General features: G+C 44.9%; 8 protein-coding genes. All 8 read left to right on the plus strand.

What is annotated here, in order from left to right; all coding sequences use genetic code 11:
* Positions 1-99 precede the first annotated feature (99 nt).
* The 8 genes from QUB80_RS19410 (at position 100) to QUB80_RS19445 (ending at position 15,341) form a co-directional block, all read left to right on the plus strand.
* Positions 100-579: a tetratricopeptide repeat protein gene (locus QUB80_RS19410; RefSeq protein WP_289791151.1), complete on the plus strand. Its 480-nt coding sequence runs from the start codon at positions 100-102 to the stop codon at positions 577-579.
* A gap of 375 nt (positions 580-954) precedes the next feature.
* Positions 955-1,260 (plus strand): 30S ribosomal protein S20, encoded by a 306-nt coding sequence (gene rpsT, locus QUB80_RS19415; protein ID WP_289791152.1) that lies wholly within the window; start codon positions 955-957, stop codon positions 1,258-1,260.
* Positions 1,261-1,436: 176 nt separating this feature from the next.
* Positions 1,437-2,222 carry a TatD family hydrolase gene (locus QUB80_RS19420; RefSeq protein ID WP_289791239.1) on the plus strand — a complete coding sequence of 262 codons (786 nt, stop codon included), beginning with the start codon at positions 1,437-1,439 and terminating at the stop codon, positions 2,220-2,222.
* Positions 2,223-2,926: 704 nt separating this feature from the next.
* Positions 2,927-6,226 carry a DNA-directed RNA polymerase subunit beta gene (rpoB, locus tag QUB80_RS19425; protein ID WP_289791153.1) on the plus strand — a complete coding sequence of 1,100 codons (3,300 nt, stop codon included), beginning with the start codon at positions 2,927-2,929 and terminating at the stop codon, positions 6,224-6,226.
* Positions 6,227-6,404: 178 nt separating this feature from the next.
* Positions 6,405-8,282, plus strand: coding sequence for a DNA-directed RNA polymerase subunit gamma (locus QUB80_RS19430; protein WP_289791154.1), 1,878 nt, complete (start codon positions 6,405-6,407; stop codon positions 8,280-8,282).
* 83 nt (positions 8,283-8,365) lie between these two features.
* A complete protein-coding gene (locus tag QUB80_RS19435) occupies positions 8,366-12,433 on the plus strand; it encodes a DNA-directed RNA polymerase subunit beta'' (protein WP_289791155.1) in 4,068 nt (1,355 codons plus the stop codon).
* A gap of 804 nt (positions 12,434-13,237) precedes the next feature.
* Positions 13,238-14,554: a histidinol dehydrogenase gene (hisD, locus tag QUB80_RS19440; protein ID WP_289791156.1), complete on the plus strand. Its 1,317-nt coding sequence runs from the start codon at positions 13,238-13,240 to the stop codon at positions 14,552-14,554.
* Positions 14,555-14,915: 361 nt separating this feature from the next.
* Complete coding sequence (locus QUB80_RS19445) at positions 14,916-15,341, plus strand: universal stress protein (protein ID WP_289791240.1); 426 nt, start codon at positions 14,916-14,918, stop codon at positions 15,339-15,341.
* Positions 15,342-15,601 lie beyond the last annotated feature (260 nt).

A 15,601-nucleotide genomic window follows, 5' to 3' on the forward strand; every position in this document is an offset into this window, starting at 1 on the left:
ATTTAGTTTATTTGTGTTTCTGAGTAATATGTTGAAACCTCGTAGGAGGTTAGCCTGCGGAGTGATATCTTATCACAGTGTTTTGGCGAGGAAGAAACTATGAGCAAGCTCAAACACGTTTGGATTATGCTGGCGTCTTTAGTACCGTTAACAAATTTGAGCAGCAAGGCTCAGGCACAGTTCGATCCTTTCATCTCCCAACCACAGATGCCACCTCCAATAAATGCACCAGCAATGTCGATAGAGCAGCAAATGCGAGATCGGATACAACACCAAAGAGTAACTCCAGCTCCCAATTCAATCAGCAATCCCAAACTTGCGGCTGCTTATTTAAAAGAGGGTTTTGAACACTATAATCGAAGAGAGTACCAAAAAGCCGTTTCAGCTTATAATCTAGCACTCCATTACAACTCAAGTTATGCGGTTGCTTATCTTGGTCGTGCCATGGCTTTGAGAAAATTAGGAGATAAATACAATGCATTTTTGGATGCTCGAAGAGCGTCTCATTGGTCTCGCCAACAGGGAAACATGAAAGTTCTTAATGCGGCAGAAAGATTTAAGCGTGTGATATATAGGTAATACCGAGTCCCAAGAAAACAGCCGTTAGTTTTAGCTGACGCAAGTGTATAATCACAGTTGACGCAATCTAAGTCATATTCCCAGAACTGGAGCAATTAAAAAGGAATTTGTGAAGTGGAAAATTTGTAAATTGCTGGTTTGGGAAAGAAGAAAAATTTATTGCATCCAGTTCAGGCATCCACATTGTCTTATACCAACCCATTCTCAGATGTGGAGTCACTGCTCACACTTATGGCAGCACTAGCCATAAATTGGGTGGGTTAAAAAACTCAAGCGCAACTTTTTTCTCGGCAATCCTAACATTGGCGTTCTGGATGCTATATTAGTAAATCTAGTAGTGTGTGTACATATATTATAGTCTTTCTGGAATTGACTGTGGCGAATACAAAGTCTGCTCTGAAACGCGCCAAAATCGCAGAACGCAATCGTTTGCGCAACAAATCTTATAAATCAGCGGTAAAGACGCTGATGAAGAAATACCTTTCTGCTGTTGAAACCTATGCAGCCAACCCTACCCCAGAAGCCCAGCAAGAGGCACTGGCTCGAATGTCGGAAGCTTATAGCAAAATCGATAAAGCCGTGAAGCGAGGTGTTCTTCATCCCAATAATGGAGCTAGAAAAAAATCAAGATTAGCTCGTAAATTCAAAGCCAAAACGCAAACAGCAGCAACTGCACAATAGTCAAAATTCAGCAGTCAGCAGTCATTCATGCTCTTGACTTTTGACTAGTGAATAATTATATAGACGCGATTAATCGCGTCTCTACTGTACGGGCGGGTTTAGAAGATAAATTATCAGTTTAAATGGCAAGATTATCAGTAAAACCCGCCCCTACTAAAAAATGACTAATGACTAAAATGCAGCTAATCGACACCCACGTTCACATAAACTTTGACCTTTTCCAGTCAGACTTAGAAACAGTACGATCGCGGTGGCAAGAAGCGGGTGTTGTGCGTTTAGTACATTCCTGTGTTGAGCCAACAGAATTTTCCAGCATTCAGGCTCTAGCTAAACGTTTTCCTGAAATTAGCTTTGCTGTAGGGTTACATCCTTTAGATGCAGATAAGTGGCATCATCAAACCGCAGATGAAATTAGCTCATTAGCTCGTTCCGATTCTAAAGTAGTAGCAATTGGGGAAACAGGACTGGATTTTTACAAAGCTGAGAACTACGAACATCAAATTATGGTGTTTGAGGCGCAGCTTGCGATCGCAACTGAACTAAATTTACCAGTGATTATCCACTGCCGTAACGCAGCAGCAGAGGTAAGGCAAGTGCTGGGAAGATGGAAAAATCTCAAAGGCGAAAGTTTGCGGGGTGTAATGCACTGCTGGGGCGGAACACCAGAGGAGACTCAATGGTTTGTTGACTTAGGCTTTTACATTAGCTTTAGTGGCACTGTTACCTTCAAAAATGCCAAGCCAATCCAAGAATCTGCTGTTGTTGTTAGAAGTGATCGCCTGTTAATCGAAACAGACTGTCCGTTTTTAGCTCCAGTTCCCAAACGAGGCGAACGGCGTAACGAACCTGCCTATGTTCGTTATGTAGCCGAACAAGTAGCCCGTCTGCGAGGAGAAACGACTGATGCGATCGCATCTCTCACTACTAAAAATGCTTGTGAATTATTCGGCTTGGCACTGTAAAAGCGCAGTTATAAATGGGCTTTTGAAGGATGTGAAAAAACATTATTTATTAGGAAGGCAAAAATATGATAAGATTATTGCCTCCAAAATAGGTTTCCTTACGCCATAATGTTTAAGGAGGCAACAGCTAACATAACATCTCTACTTCAGTTGTACCAATTTTGCTTAACTATCCTCCTAAGACTTAAAGGCAATGCTATAAATCTATGACAAGCCTTTTCCATAGTAGGTAGAGAAGATATTTAGTTTTGAGGTAGCAAAAATCTAAATTTAAAGCAATACAAATTTATTTTATAAAAGTATTTTCCTGTGAATACCACCCATCAAAATCAAGCAACACGGACAAACAGCAAGCTTGGCACATTACTCCCTCAGTATTAGAATATCATCGCTCTGGATAGTAAAGACAGGAACTTAATTGAAGGCAACAGCAAAAGAACTGCGTAGCTGAAACAGCGCGGTTTTGGAGGGTGAAGTGATAAAAGCAAAACATATTTTGGCGACGCTAAACCAGCTACTCTTAAAAGTTAAGCAAATCGCAAAATTTTGGCAACTGTTGTCCTTACAGAGGTCAATTGCCCTCTTGCCAAAATTGCTTTTTCCAAGTCTAATTGCTCCGTTTGCCTGCACCTGCACCTAGCAGATGGTGTCAGGAGAAGTTCCCACACACCCACAATTTTAACCAGGTTGACAAAGGTAGAGGCATGACTAACGAAACTATTATGGAACCCGCCTTTTTGTTGCCCGACTTAATTGAGATCCAGCGTTCTAGCTTTCGTTGGTTCTTAGAGGAAGGGCTCATAGAAGAACTTAACTCCTTTAGTCCGATTACTGACTATACTGGCAAACTAGAGCTACACTTTTTAGGTCAGAATTACAAACTCAAGGAGCCAAAGTACAGCGTAGAAGAAGCAAAAAGGCGGGATAGCACTTATGCTGTTCAAATGTATGTACCTACGCGTTTAATTAATAAAGAAACGGGGGAAATTAAAGAGCAAGAAGTATTTATCGGAGATCTGCCTCTGATGACAGAGCGCGGTACGTTTATTATTAACGGTGCCGAACGTGTGATCGTCAACCAGATCGTGCGATCGCCTGGAGTTTATTACAAATCCGAAATTGACAAAAACGGGCGGCGTACTTATTCAGCTAGTTTAATTCCTAACCGGGGAGCATGGCTGAAATTTGAAACAGACCGTAACGACTTGGTGTGGGTTCGCATCGACAAAACCCGCAAACTCTCAGCCCAGGTATTGCTGAAAGCATTGGGCTTGTCAGATAACGAAATCTTTGATGCCCTGCGTCACCCAGAGTATTTCCAAAAAACCATTGAAAAAGAAGGGCAATTCTCCGAAGAAGAAGCTTTGATGGAGTTGTATCGCAAACTACGCCCCGGTGAACCACCTACAGTTTTGGGCGGACAACAGCTTCTTGACTCCCGTTTCTTCGACCCCAAACGCTATGACTTGGGACGTGTAGGAAGATACAAACTCAACAAAAAACTACGCCTGCAAGTCCCAGAGACAGTACGAGTACTTACTCCCCAAGACATCTTGGCTGCGGTAGATTACTTGATTAACTTGGAATACGATATTGGTAGCACTGACGACATTGACCACCTCGGAAATCGTCGGGTGAGAAGCGTTGGTGAACTCCTACAAAACCAGGTACGAGTAGGCTTAAATCGCCTAGAGAGAATTATCCGGGAAAGAATGACCGTATCTGATGCCGAAGCCTTGACACCCGCTTCCTTAGTTAACCCCAAACCTTTAGTAGCGGCAATTAAAGAATTCTTCGGTTCCAGCCAATTGTCCCAGTTCATGGATCAAACCAACCCCCTAGCAGAATTGACCCATAAACGTCGTCTTTCTGCCCTGGGGCCTGGTGGTTTAACTCGCGAACGCGCTGGCTTTGCCGTGCGAGACATTCACCCCTCCCACTACGGACGTATTTGTCCGATTGAAACCCCAGAAGGGCCAAACGCTGGTTTGATCGGTTCTCTGGCAACCCACGCACGGGTAAATCAGTACGGTTTCTTGGAAACGCCCTTCCGTCCTGTAGAAAACGGGCGTGTCAGATTCGACTTGCAACCAGCCTATATGACTGCCGACGAAGAAGACGACTTCCGGGTGGCGGCTGGAGATGCGCCAATTGATGAAAATGGTCACCTGATTGGGCCACAAGTACCTGTACGCTATCGCCAGGATTGGGCAACCACAACACCAGAACAAGTAGACTATATCGCAGTCTCTCCAGTGCAAATAGTGTCGGTGGCTACGAGCATGATTCCCTTTTTGGAACATGATGACGCCAACCGCGCTTTGATGGGATCGAATATGCAACGGCAGGCAGTACCCCTGCTCAAACCAGAGCGTCCATTGGTAGGTACTGGATTAGAAGCACAGGGAGCGCGGGACTCCGGGATGGTGATTATCAGCCGTACCGACGGAGAAGTCACTTACGTAGATGCCACCAAGATTCGCGTGCGCCCCAAACCCAACACTCCCGAACAAGAGTACACACTTTCTAAATACCAGCGTTCCAACCAAGACACCTGCCTCAACCAAAAACCATTGGTACGTATAGGTGAACGGGTTGTTGCCGGTCAAGTGTTGGCAGATGGCTCTTCTACCGAAGGTGGAGAGTTAGCACTAGGTCAAAATATCATCGTCGCCTATATGCCTTGGGAAGGCTACAACTACGAAGACGCAATTTTAATTTCCGAAAGACTGGTACAGGATGATATCTACACTTCAATTCACATTGAAAAATATGAAATTGAAGCCAGACAAACAAAACTCGGCCCAGAAGAAATCACCAGAGAAATTCCCAACGTTGGTGAAGATGCACTGCGAAATTTGGATGAGCAGGGAATTATCCGCATCGGTGCATGGGTAGAAGCTGGAGATATCTTAGTCGGTAAAGTTACCCCCAAAGGTGAATCTGACCAACCGCCAGAAGAAAAACTGCTGCGAGCAATTTTCGGTGAAAAGGCTAGAGATGTACGGGATAACTCCCTGCGCGTACCCAACGGAGAAAAAGGACGCGTAGTTGATGTACGTCTTTTTACCCGCGAGCAAGGCGATGAATTGCCACCGGGAGCCAACATGGTGGTGCGGGTATACGTAGCTCAGAAGCGCAAAATCCAAGTTGGTGACAAAATGGCAGGACGCCACGGAAATAAAGGGATTATTTCCAAGATTTTGCCGATGGAAGATATGCCCTACTTACCCGATGGCTCACCAGTAGATATTGTGCTCAATCCCTTGGGTGTACCCAGCCGGATGAACGTCGGTCAGGTATTTGAGTGTCTATTGGGATGGGCTGGTCAAAACATGGGAGTGCGGTTTAAGATTACGCCTTTTGACGAAATGTACGGCGAAGAAGCATCCCGTTCGATAGTACACGGCAAATTACAAGAAGCCAGAGACGAAACAGGTAGAAACTGGGTATTTAACCCGGACGATCCCGGCAAAATCTTAGTGTATGACGGACGTACTGGCGAACCCTTTGACCGTCCGGTGACTGTGGGTGTGGCTTATATGCTGAAGTTAGTACACCTAGTAGACGACAAGATCCACGCTCGTTCTACAGGCCCTTACTCCTTGGTTACCCAACAGCCTTTGGGTGGAAAAGCACAACAAGGTGGACAGCGATTTGGAGAAATGGAAGTGTGGGCATTGGAAGCCTTTGGTGCAGCTTACACCTTGCAAGAGTTACTCACAGTCAAATCCGACGATATGCAAGGGCGTAACGAAGCATTGAATGCGATTGTTAAAGGTAAAGCAATTCCTCGCCCAGGAACACCAGAGTCCTTCAAAGTGTTGATGCGAGAATTGCAATCTTTAGGGTTGGATATTGCCGTCCATAAAGTGGAGACACAATCAGATGGCAGCACCGTAGATGCGGAAGTCGATTTGATGGCAGATAACAACGCCCGTCGCACACCTCCAAGGCCAACCTATGAATCTTTAAGCCGCGAGTCACTGGAAGAAGAAGAGTAAATAGGGGCTAAGGGCTAAGGGCTAGGGAACAGTTAACAAGAAAGGAAACTGATAACTGATAACTGACACCCAGCCTCTAAACCCTAACCTCTGAAAAACTGAATATTCCTACCAGCACGGTTTGCAATGCCCGTGCAAATTAAGTGAATTTATAACTTAGAACGCAGCACTAAAACAGATGAGACACGCCCAAACTAATCAGTTTGACTACGTAAAAATCGGTTTGGCATCGCCAGAACGTATTCGTCAGTGGGGTGAAAGAACACTGCCTAACGGTCAGCTTGTCGGCGAAGTTACCAAACCCGAAACGATTAACTACCGGACTCTCAAGCCAGAAATGGATGGCTTATTTTGCGAGCGCATTTTTGGCCCGGCTAAAGATTGGGAATGCCACTGTGGCAAGTATAAAAGAGTACGTCACCGTGGCATTGTTTGCGAACGCTGTGGGGTTGAAGTCACAGAATCGCGAGTTCGTCGTCACCGAATGGGCTACATTAAACTTGCTGCACCTGTAGCCCATGTTTGGTATCTCAAAGGGATTCCCAGTTATATTTCTATCCTGCTAGATATGCCTCTGCGGGATGTCGAGCAAATTGTATATTTCAATTCTTATGTTGTACTTAGTCCTGGTAATGCTGAAACCTTAAGCTATAAACAGCTACTTAGTGAAGATCAGTGGCTGGAAATTGAGGATCAAATTTACAGCGAAGATTCCACATTGCAAGGTGTTGAAGTAGGTATTGGTGCGGAGGCACTGTTGCGCCTACTTGCTGACATCAATTTAGAACAAGAAGCTGAAAGCTTGCGCGAGGAAATCACCATCGCTAAAGGTCAAAAACGGGCAAAGCTAATTAAGCGTCTGCGGGTAATAGACAACTTCATTGCTACAGGCTCTAAACCAGAGTGGATGGTGATGACAGTAATTCCTGTTATTCCCCCAGATTTGCGCCCGATGGTGCAGCTTGATGGTGGGCGATTTGCTACTAGTGACTTAAACGATTTATATCGACGGGTAATTAACCGTAATAATCGTCTGGCACGCCTGCAAGAAATTTTGGCTCCAGAAATTATCGTTCGCAACGAAAAGCGGATGCTTCAAGAAGCAGTAGACGCTTTGATTGATAATGGACGTCGCGGACGGACAGTGGTAGGGGCAAATAATCGACCACTGAAATCACTGTCAGACATTATTGAAGGTAAACAAGGGCGTTTCCGGCAAAACTTGTTGGGTAAACGGGTAGACTACTCCGGACGTTCTGTAATTGTGGTGGGGCCAAAACTGAATATCCACCAGTGTGGTTTGCCACGGGAAATGGCAATTGAGCTATTCCAGCCATTTGTCATCCACCGCTTAATTCGCAGTGGCATGGTGAACAATATTAAAGCTGCGAAAAAATTAATTTCTCGTTCTGATCCCAGTGTTTGGGATGTATTGGAAGAAGTAATTGAAGGCCACCCAGTTTTGCTTAACCGTGCTCCCACCTTGCACCGCTTGGGTATTCAAGCTTTTGAACCAATTTTGGTGGAAGGAAGAGCGATCCAATTACACCCACTCGTATGTCCGGCATTTAACGCTGACTTTGATGGTGACCAAATGGCGGTACACGTACCGTTATCTTTGGAAAGTCAGGCGGAAGCACGATTGTTGATGCTGGCTTCTAACAATATTTTGTCACCAGCTACAGGTAGACCAATTATCACGCCTAGCCAAGATATGGTTTTAGGAGCGTATTACTTAACAGCGGAAAATCCCCATGCCACAAAGGGTGCAGGACGCTACTTTGCTTCTTTAGATGATGTAATTATGGCTTACGAGCAAGAGCAAGTCGATCTACATGCCTATGTCTACGTCCGCTATGAAGGCGAGATGGAGGCAGATCAGCCAGACAATGAGCCACAAGAAGTGATCACAAATGGAGATGGTAGCCGGACTTTGTTGTACAAGTATCGTCGAGTTAGAGAAGACGCTCAAGGAGAAGTAATTACTCAGTATATATACACTACACCAGGTCGTGTAATTTACAATAAAGCAATTCAGGAAGCGCTGGCCAGCTAATAGTTAATCGCTAGTAGCTCATAGTACTCAGCAATTAGCAATTAGCAATTAGCAATTAGCAATTAGCAATGGACTAACGACAAATGACTAACGACAAAATGATTTTCCGCAACCGTGTTGTTGACAAAGGGCAACTGCGAAATCTAATTTCTTGGGCATTTACGCATTATGGTACAGCGCGGACGGCGGTGATGGCAGATAAGCTTAAAGATTTAGGCTTCCGCTACGCTACCAAAGCTGGAGTTTCAATCAGCGTCGAAGATTTGATGGTGCCTCCCTCCAAGCGATCGCTGCTCGAAGCCGCGGAAGCAGAAATTCGCGCCACCGAAGAACGCTATCAACGTGGTGAAATTACTGAAGTTGAGCGTTTTCAGAAAGTAATTGATACCTGGAATGGGACTTCAGAAGCCCTTAAAGATGAAGTCGTCAGCCACTTCAAAAAGACAAATCCCCTGAACTCCGTGTACATGATGGCATTTTCTGGAGCTAGGGGTAATATCTCCCAGGTACGACAATTGGTGGGAATGCGTGGACTAATGGCTGATCCGCAAGGGGAAATTATCGACTTGCCGATTAAAACTAACTTCCGCGAAGGACTCACCGTTACCGAATATATTATTTCCTCCTACGGTGCGCGCAAAGGATTAGTAGATACAGCCTTGCGAACAGCAGACTCTGGTTATCTCACCCGTCGTTTGGTAGACGTTTCCCAGGACGTCATTATCCGGGAAATTGACTGTGGCACAACTAGGGGCATTCCCTTACGCGCCATGAAAGAAGGCGGCAAAACCATGATCAATCTTGGTACCCGCCTGATGGGAAGAGTGGTTGGAGAGGATGTAATCCATCCCACAACCAAAGAAGTAATTGCACCACGCAATACACCTATTTCCGACGATCTGGCCAAAGTAATTGAAAAAGCCGGAGTGACTGAAGTCGTTGTGCGATCGCCTCTAACTTGTGAAGCAGCGCGATCGGTTTGCCAACACTGCTACGGCTGGAGTCTAGCCCACGCCAAAATGGTGGATCTTGGTGAAGCAGTGGGTATTATTGCAGCCCAAAGTATCGGTGAACCTGGTACGCAGTTAACAATGCGTACTTTCCACACTGGTGGTGTATTTACTGGTGAAGTCGCAAAACAAGTACGGGCAGAAATGGATGGTACGGTTCGCTTTCCGAAGCGAATGCGAACCAGAGCCTATCGTACCCGTCATGGAGAAGACGCTTTGTATGTGGAAGCCAACGCCACATTAGTTTTGGAATCTCCTAAAGATAGCTCTCAAGCCAATAAAGAAATCCCGGTTACTCAAGGTTCTACATTGTATGTCACCGATGGGCAACAGGTGAAGTTGGGGCAGTTAATCGCAGAAGTAGCGATCGGTGGACGCACAACTCGTGCCAATACAGAAAAAGCTGTTAAAGATGTAGTTTCTGACTTAGCAGGAGAAGTAAAATTTGCCGAACTGGTGGCAGAACAAAAAACTGACCGTCAAGGCAACACCACAACTACTGCTACGCGGGGTGGTTTGATCTGGATTCTCTCAGGAGAAGTTTATAACTTACCACCAGGAGCCGAATTAGTAGTCAAAGAAAACGACACTATAGATAGTAACGGTGTCCTAGCAGAAACTAAGTTAACCACTCAACATGGTGGTGTAGTACGCTTACCGGAAGCATTACCTGGTAAATCTACACGGGAAATTGAAATTATCACTGCTTCTGTTGTTTTAGACCAGGCAACTGTCACCGTCCAAAGCTCTCAAGGTAAGAATAACTACTTGGTAACTACTGGTAATAACCAAGTCTTTAACCTGCGGGCAACTCCAGGAACCAAAGTCCAAAATGGGCAGGTGGTAGCCGAGTTGATTGACGATCGCTATCGCACCACGACTGGAGGTATGCTCAAGTACGCTGGTGTTGATGTCCAGAAAAAAGGTAAAGCCAAGCAAGGTTATGAAGTGGTACAAGGAGGCACACTACTGTGGATTCCTGAAGAAACCCATGAAGTCAACAAAGATATCTCCTTGTTATTGGTAGAGGACGGTCAGTTTCTCGAAGCTGGTACAGAGGTAGTTAAAGACATCTTCTGTCAAAATAGCGGTGTGATTGAGGTTACGCAGAAAAATGACATTTTGCGGGAAGTAGTGATTAAGCCAGGAGAACTGCTGATGGTTGACGATCCAGAAGCAGTGATGAGCAAAGATAATACCTTTGTTCAACCTGGGGAAGAATTTATGGGACAAGTATTCAACGACTTGCGATATATTCAGTACGTGGAAACTCCAGAAGGTCCCGCGCTGCTTTCTCGTCCTGTCGTTGAGTTTCCTGTACCCAATCAACCTGATGTGCCATCAACTACATCTGTTAGCCAACAAACCGGGCGTTCGATTCAGTTACGTGCAGTGCAGCGCTTGCCTTACAAAGATTCTGAGCGTGTCAGATCGGTTGAAGGTGTAGAACTACTGCGAACCCAACTCGTACTGGAAATTGAACAAGAAGGCGAACAAGAACACACCTCTTCTCCTTTGGCGGCAGATATTGAGTTAGTAGCCGATCCCAGTGACTCAGAAATTCAGCGCTTACAGTTGGTGATTCTGGAGTCCTTAACAGTTCGTCGAGATATCGCTGCTGATGCCACTCAAGGTAGTACTCATACCACCCTTGAAGTAGAAGACGGACACACTATTGCCCCAGGCTCTGTTGTCGCGCGTACCCAAATCTTATGTAAAGAAGGCGGGATTGTGCGGGGCGTCAAAAAAGGTACAGAAGCTGTTCGTCGCTGCTTAGTATTGCGTCGTCACACTGATATGGTCACAATTAATTCTACTGTCCAACCGAAGTTGAAGGCGGGTGATTTGGTGGTAGAAGGCGCAGAAATTTCCCCTGGCATCTTTACTGAAGAATCAGGGCAAGTTGTATCAGTTAAAGCAGCAGGAAGTGGAGGAGCGGAGGCTACGGCTAGTTCTTCCTCCCTTGCCCCTGCCAGCTGGGAAATCACCGTCCGTGTTGGTCGTCCTTATCGTGTCAGTGCTGGTGCGGTGTTGCAGGTAGAAGATGGAGATTTGGTACAGCGTGGCGATAACTTGGTGTTGCTGGTATTTGAACGGGCTAAGACTGGAGATATCATCCAAGGTTTGCCCAGGATTGAGGAACTACTCGAAGCTCGGAAGCCAAAAGAGGCTTGCATTTTAGCAAAACGGGCGGGAGAGGTCAAGGTTGTTTATGGCGATGGCGATGAAGCGATCGCTGTAAAAGTGATCGAGCCTAATGGGGTAGTCACCGATTACACTATGGGGCCAGGACAGAACTTAGTAGTTACAGATGGACAAACGGTAAGTGCGGGGCAGACGCTTACAGACGGGCCAGCCAATCCCCACGAAATCTTGGAAGTCTTCTTTAACCTTGGTTCTGAAGATGGAGTTTATGCCTGTGCTAGCCATGCCTTGCAAAAAGTCCAGACTTTCCTGGTAAACGAAGTGCAGTTGGTTTATCAGTCCCAAGGTATTGATATTGCTGACAAACACATTGAAGTTATTGTCCGACAGATGACATCAAAAGTGCGGGTAGATGATGGTGGTGATACTACCATGCTGCCCGGTGAATTAGTAGAATTGCGCCAAATCGAGCAAGTCAATGAAGCAATGGCAATCACCGGTGGTGCGCGAGCACAATACACTCCTGTATTGCTAGGTATTACCAAAGCATCTTTGAACACCGATAGCTTTATTTCTGCCGCATCCTTCCAAGAGACAACACGCGTTTTGACTGAAGCAGCAATAGAAGGAAAATCCGATTGGCTGCGCGGTTTGAAAGAAAACGTAATTATCGGACGATTGATTCCTGCTGGAACAGGCTTCAATGCTTATGAAGAACCTAGTGTAGTCGAAGACTATACTGAGGGACTCAGCAGTGTCTTGGATGAAGTGGAAGATCCATTAGATATGGTGCTGGATGACCGTACAGCCCGCACTTACAATTTAGATACTCCAACTCTTGGCATGGATTCGCCCTTTGGCACCAGACGCACAGAAAAGTCGTCGATCTTGGATGATGACGATGATTTGATTCCCAGTGAAATCAACGACCTCGCAGAAGACGATTTCGAGGACGACGATTTCGAGGACGACGATTTTGAGGACGAGGACGACTAAAAATAAAATGAGTCAATGATCATCTGACGTGGGGAGGCAGTAGATGAGTAAACATTCTTGCTGCTTTCTCACGTCTCATTATTATTTGTATTTTTGCTCTGCTAGGAGCTATAGAGCAGAAATCTTCGATGAGGTCGAGTAGAGAAAATGGAGTACAGGCATTGGTCAAATTTCCACTTTCTCTGCCCAGCCTAAACTTAAACACAAATTACTAATTCGTGACCAGATGCATGAAAGCCCCATACCTATTTTGCTTTCCCCGCAAGAAATACGTTAGAATGAGGTACCTGAGTACTACCTGATAATTCACCATCACAATCACGTGGTAGCAATAGCCTTCAATTTAGTCTGTTCTCTGGGGAACACATCACTAGAGGTGAGAATTTGTGAATGACTAAAGTTAAAGGGTTAAAATGTAGACACCCAACCACTTGGTCTATACTACATCCAAGCTGGTAAAGTAGATAAATAGGCAAATTTTATACTCAAACTTACTTATCTTGACAAAAACGGCTATATCTGATACACGTACATTCCTGCAAACTTTGGGAGATGATAAAATTAAAAAGTGGAAATTAGCACGTCCACTTTCTGTTTATTGCTGGATTGGTCGAAAAGTTAAGTAGCCTGATCGCAATATAATTCCTCTTCCTATATAACCATGTGCTGGAAACCGTGGGAGTATCAAAAAAATCCAGGTTAAGCTAGAGAAGAGAGTTGGTGTTAGCTACCATACCCTTTGGGGTAAGGAGCAAGACTCATTCTCAAGCGGCAATATTCTAACGTTGGCATTGTCCTTACTCCATGCTGCGAATTATTACTCAGCAGGCAGACGTCAGATCGGAACTACAAAGGATCTGCGATCGCACCCATGATGAACAGGTGCTTCACAAAGAAGCAACAGTGAGGGAAGTGTTGCAAGCGGTGAAGCGCCAAGGTGATAGAGCTGTTTTGCATTACACAGTAGAGTTTGATGATCAAATTCTCAAGCCAGAAGAACTGCGTGTTACAGGCTCAGAAATAGATGTAGCCTACCAACAGATATCACAAGAGTTACTGGAAGCAATACGGCTAGCTAGTCGGCAAATTGAAGCTTTTCACCGCCAACGAGTTCCAAAAAGCTGGGTACACTTTGGCGATGATGAAGTGGTATTGGGCAAGCGTTACACCCCTGTAGATCGTGCGGGAATATACGTACCTGGAAGTCGTACTGCTTACCCTAGTACGGTCTTGATGAGTGCAATTCCAGCAAAAGTGGCTGGAGTTAGGCGCTTGATCATGGTCACACCACCAGGAGTTGGAAAAATAATTCATCCAGCAGTCTTGGTGGCTGCCCAAGAAGTTGGAGTGCAGGAAATTTATCGCGTTGGCGGAGCGCAGGCGATCGCTGCTTTAGCCTACGGAACAAAAACGATTCCGAAAGTAGATGTGATCGCAGGACCGGGTAACATTTATGTGACACTAGCCAAAAAACTCGTCTATGGAACAGTTGGGATTGATTCTTTGGCAGGTCCAAGCAGCGAAGTATTAATTATTGCTGACGAGACCGCAAATCCCGTTCATGTCGCAGCCGATATGCTAGCACAAGCCGAACAAGATCCGATGGCGGCAGCAATCTTATTAACTACTGATCCGGCACTAGCGAAGAATGTACAAGTCGCGGTAGAAAGACAGTTGGTGGATCATCCCAGAGTCACTTTAACAGAGAAAGCACTCGCTCATTACGGCTTGATTGTGATTGTAGAGTCCTTAACAGCCGCAGCTGAGTTGTGCAATGAGTTTGCTCCCGAACACCTAGAGTTAGAAGTAGAAGATCCGTGGGCATTATTACCACTTATTCGCCATGCTGGTGCAATTTTTATGGGTTACTCTACACCAGAAGCAGTAGGAGACTATGTTGCTGGTCCTAATAACAGCATACCTACTTCTGGCGCTTCTCGCTATACCTCTGTCTTGGGAGTTGAAACCTTCTTGAAAAACTCAAGTATTATTCAATACACTCCCACAGCTTTGAAAAAAGTGGCAGACGCAATTAATGTACTTGCAGCAGCTGAGGGCTTGCCCTCCCACGCCGATGCAGTCCGGCGTCGAGTTCAAAAAGAAGAAAAAAATGAAGAATAGGCAATTTGAATTTAGCACTTACGCACAAGTCAACGAAGAATAAAAACCCTCTAGGCACGGAGAACACAGAAAAATAAGAGTTAAAGAGGTATTTTGTACAAGTCCTGTAATTTCATCGTAGGAAACAGGCTTAAACTCTGTTAATGGCTTATGCTACCTGGCAACTGCTGTAGGTGATTGTGTTTGACAAGCAACAACTAACTACTAACACTTACTTAATTATTAATTTTTCCCTAGAGTTTAGATAAAAATTAAATGATGGCGTCAAACTTAAAGTGTAAGGCTATACAACTTGAAAAAACCACAAGAATCGCTTTAATGTAAGCAGTTGATTATGACTACTCTTTTGGAGACACGAGTGGTGCTAAAGAATATTTTGGTAGCTCTAGACGCTTCAGAAATTGCCGACCGAGTAATTGAGACTTTACAGGATTTGGTATTGGCAAAGGACAGTAAGGTGATTCTTTGTCATGTTTTTCCTCCTCCAGAGTCTGAAATGGAGCTACCAGCCGATCGCCCTCATCCAGACTCACCAGCGCTTTCTTCTTTACAAGTCGAAAAACAGCTGCAATTCTACCAAACTCAGCTACCTGTTGAAAGTGAAATAGAACTTGTCAGTGGCGATCCAGCAGAAGAAATTATTCGTCTTGCTAATATTTATAAGGCGGACTTGATTGTAATTGGCAGCCGTGGATTAACTGGTGTAAACCGAATTGTTCAGGGTTCTGTGAGCAGCCAAGTGGTAGAAGAAGGGCCGTGTTCTGTGTTAGTAGTCAAGGTGAAATAAAACTTAATACAGTCCAGAAAATTTGGATCTAGATCAACTCTAAATTGCCAACCAATGCTGGCAATGGCTTCATCAAGGTATAATGGCAAATTTTTTGTGAACCAAATAGGTTCACTGATGAATTTTGTGTATTAATGAAAAAATCTGAAATTATATAAATACATCAACATTCGCAATAGTATCTCTTGAGTATCCGTTGCGGCTTGATTTCATTTACTATGTATATTGTTAGACTTAAACACAAATTCCAGTAGAGCTAT

Source organism: Chlorogloeopsis sp. ULAP01, assembly GCF_030381805.1.
GTDB lineage: Bacteria > Cyanobacteriota > Cyanobacteriia > Cyanobacteriales > Nostocaceae > Chlorogloeopsis.

What these genes read in the sequence shown, in the direction of transcription:
- QUB80_RS19410 (WP_289791151.1), top strand. Translation starts at nt 100, where the DNA reads ATGAGCAAGCTCAAACACGTTTGGATTATGCTGGCGTCTTTAGTACCG.
- QUB80_RS19420 (WP_289791239.1), top strand. Translation starts at nt 1,437, where the DNA reads ATGCAGCTAATCGACACCCACGTTCACATAAACTTTGACCTTTTCCAG.
- rpoB (WP_289791153.1), top strand. Translation starts at nt 2,927, where the DNA reads ATGACTAACGAAACTATTATGGAACCCGCCTTTTTGTTGCCCGACTTA.
- QUB80_RS19430 (WP_289791154.1), top strand. Translation starts at nt 6,405, where the DNA reads ATGAGACACGCCCAAACTAATCAGTTTGACTACGTAAAAATCGGTTTG.
- QUB80_RS19435 (WP_289791155.1), top strand. Translation starts at nt 8,366, where the DNA reads ATGACTAACGACAAAATGATTTTCCGCAACCGTGTTGTTGACAAAGGG.
- hisD (WP_289791156.1), top strand. Translation starts at nt 13,238, where the DNA reads ATGCTGCGAATTATTACTCAGCAGGCAGACGTCAGATCGGAACTACAA.